The organism is Schnuerera sp. (assembly GCF_035459645.1).
In the GTDB taxonomy this organism is placed as follows: domain Bacteria; phylum Bacillota; class Clostridia; order Tissierellales; family Tepidimicrobiaceae; genus Schnuerera.
Genome location: NZ_DATHXO010000195.1, coordinates 1 through 2,530 on the forward strand (window position 1 = coordinate 1; position 2,530 = coordinate 2,530).

Here is a 2,530-nt window from a genome sequence, read left to right on the forward strand (position 1 = left end):
CTTTACTACTACACTTGCATTATTCTCAAATAATCTATCCAGTTTCTTATTTAATTCCATCCTTCACACCTCCCAAAGCTAAATATACGTCTTCTAGAGTACAGGTTATAATCCTGAAATCTTCTATCTGGTCTAAGCTAATTTTTGATACTACATGAGTGAAAATATGATGTACCAAACCTTTCTTGGTCAGAAAACGCCAAACTCCGGGCTTGATTTCATAACTTTCAACAATACCTCCTATCTCAGAAAAATTGAAATTATAAGAATTATATTGTTCCTTAAGATAAATCTCTAGTCTAACTTGATCTCCTAATTTAGATTTTAATTCTGCAGGAGAACCCATTCCTATTATTTTACCTTCATCAATAATGGCAACTTTATTTACTATCTGGTCTGCCTCTAAAACATTATGAGTAACCAAAATTATTGTAGTATTAAATTTTTCATTAGCATAATTAAGTATATCCCATACTTTTTTTCTATTTTCTGGATCTAAGTCATTGGTAGGCTCGTCTAATATCAAAATTGGTCTAAGTGCAATCAAAGAAGACATAATTCCTACTAACTTTTTTTGACCTCCGCTTAATTTTGACATTAACTTGTTTCGACTTTCTGTAAGGTTAAAAATATCAATTAATAATTCTGTCTGTCTCAAAGACTCTTCTTTAGATAAACCTCTAAAAATACCTGTATAATATACAACCTCCCAGGTACGATGGCTATCTAAAATCAATAAACGTTGTCCATAATAAGAAATATACTCTGTAACAACCTCCGGATTTTTGATTATGTCTTTATCGCCATCAAAATATATTTCACCTTCAGTAGGTTTAAGCAAACCTGAAATCTGTCGAATAAAAGTCGTTTTCCCAGCCCCATTGGGCCCCAACAAACCAAATATATCTCCTTGTTTAATATCTATGCTGATCCCGTCATTAGCAACAACTAAATTTTCATAAACTTTTCTTAAATTTTTAACTTTGATCATAGTTTTACTCACTTTTACCATCCTCTTGTTTTCTTAACTTTTTTAGACATTTTTAACTAATTCACTTGATTATAAATTTAAAATTACTTTTACAAAATATATATAATTGATATTCATAACACTATTCTTTATTAACTATATTAACTATCTATTTTCTAAATAGCTCTTTTTTGATTTATTAAGCTTGTATAATCTCTTTTATATGAGGTAAACTTAGTAGTCTTTCTTTAAGAGTATATTTTAAGAAACATTTTTCTTCTGAGTGTTGAAGCCTTTTACATCCCCCCATACATATAGGCAATACTTCACATTCAATACATTCTTCATTATCAAAGGGTTCCCAAGTATGCCATTTCAGCATTTCTGAAAAATTGAAATCTATACTACCTGTAGAGTTTAATTTCCCTATCATTCTACTTTCTTTCCCAACGTCTACTAAGCATGTATAAATTTGTCCAACAGGGTCTATAACCATATTTTTAATCTGATTTGCTCCACAAAAGACTGTTCCAGGTGTAGAACTCATATATCTAAGTAACTTAAAACCTCTATCGATTGCTTCATTAAAAATCTTTGAATTAACTTCTGAAAACTCTTTCATAGAACAACATTTATCAGAATAAGAGTTAGTTTTGGAAACAGTCATAAATCCTATATATATTTTTTCTTTCAAAGGGGTTAATGTGTCTAAGAGAAAATGAATATGTTCAGCGTTTTCATTGTCAATATTTACTCTTATCTTAACAACATCAAATTTACTAACTGCATATTTTAGATTCTCCATTATTTTGTCAAAAGACCCTTTTCCGTTTTTCAGTATTCTTCTATTGTCATGAATATATTTTGGTCCATCAATGGTTATCTGTATTTCTTTACAATTACATTCTATTAATTTATTAACAACATCTTTATTAAGTAAATAACCGTTAGAAATTATTTTAGCATTATATTTTACATTATGTTTTTCGGAAATACTCATTATCTGTTCTGAGAGATGTATAATTCTCTTTAATTCTAAAAGTGGTTCTCCACCAAACCAAGTTACGACTAAATTTTTATTATTTTTTGCTTCACTTTTTATGTATTTAATAATATTATCAGCTAAAGAATCTGTCATAACATCATCCGTTTGTGTTTCATAGCAATAAGGACACTTAAAATTACACTTTAAGGTGGGAGTAATAACTAAACCAAGGGTATTATTGCCATAACGTGTTATTCGGTTTTTTAATTTTAATAGTTCGACTTCATTTAATTTTTGATTAATTAAAAACCCTTGAGTAATTAATATTTGTTTAAACTTCAACTCATCTTTATTTAAAGTTTTAGAATTAGGATTAGCTAAAATTTTAGTAATAGTTTCCAATTGATTAGATAAAATCTGTACCGCTGAATTAGTAAACAGATTTATCATTATGTTTTTATCTGCTTCTTTTATCATATAATTATATTTTGAACTTTTATATTTTTTCATGTTTACCTCCCTCTATAAATATTAGAATTCCCTCGCAATTATCTATATATAGATAATTGCGAGGG

The 2,530-nt window shown here is 28.3% G+C and carries 2 protein-coding genes; both read right to left on the minus strand.

Going from position 1 to position 2,530, the window contains the following annotated elements:
- Positions 1 to 46 precede the first annotated feature (46 nt).
- Positions 47 to 1,003 (minus strand): ABC transporter ATP-binding protein, encoded by a 957-nt coding sequence (locus VK998_RS04715; RefSeq protein WP_325226061.1) that lies wholly within the window; start codon positions 1,001 to 1,003, stop codon positions 47 to 49.
- A 166-nt stretch (positions 1,004 to 1,169) separates the two neighbouring features.
- The gene (locus VK998_RS04720; RefSeq protein WP_325226064.1) at positions 1,170 to 2,465 is read right to left on the minus strand and encodes a radical SAM/SPASM domain-containing protein; all 1,296 of its coding nucleotides are present in this window, start codon (positions 2,463 to 2,465) and stop codon (positions 1,170 to 1,172) included.
- Between the last annotated feature and the right edge of the window lie 65 nt (positions 2,466 to 2,530).